The 589-nt window shown below is 77.6% G+C and carries 2 pseudogenes; both read left to right on the top strand.

The annotated features are described in order from the left end of the window. Positions 1–287: pseudogene (locus BU198_RS02385) on the top strand (hypothetical protein); the annotation flags it as partial. 5 nt (positions 288–292) lie between these two features. Continuing rightward, positions 293–589 (top strand): annotated as a pseudogene (locus BU198_RS02380) (sugar phosphate isomerase/epimerase); the annotation flags it as partial.

Genomic DNA, 589 nt, shown 5'->3' with positions numbered 1-589 from the left:
ACGCGGACGGCTTCACCACGGCCGCCACCGACCCGCTGCCCTCGGGCACCGCGTTCGGCGCCGTCGGCGCGGTGCCCCGCGTCACCGGGCGGACCACCGGCACGGCCACGCTGTTCGTCAGCACCGCGCGGCTCTCCCGGGGCACGGCACACCCGCCCCTCACGGCCGTCGAGATCCGGACCGAGCGGGTGCCCGAGGGCCACCGCCTCCACGTCCGCTGGCCGGACGGCGGGCGGCACACCGCCCTGCTCGCCACCGGCTCCGTCACCGTCCACCGGGAGGACTGACCACCATGCGACTCGCCCTCTCCACCCTCGGCCTGCCGGGCCTCCCGCTCGCCGAGGTGCTCCGGCTGGCGGCCGAGCACCACTGGCAGGGACTCGAACTGCGGTGCGCGCCCGGCGAACCCGTGCACCCCGCCATGACGGCCGGCGAACTGCGGAGCGCCCGAAGGGAGTTCGCCGCCCACGGGATCACCCCGCTCGCCGTCGCCTCCTACCTCGGGGTCGCCGCGGAGCCCGGCGACGACGACCGGCTGGAAGCGGTCGCCGCCCTGACCGACCACCTGCGGCTGGCCGCCGACCTCGGG

This window comes from Streptomyces sp. CBMA156, from assembly GCF_014596515.1.
In the GTDB taxonomy this organism is placed as follows: Bacteria; Actinomycetota; Actinomycetes; order Streptomycetales; family Streptomycetaceae; genus Kitasatospora.
This window is presented reverse-complemented; position numbering and strand designations above follow the sequence as displayed.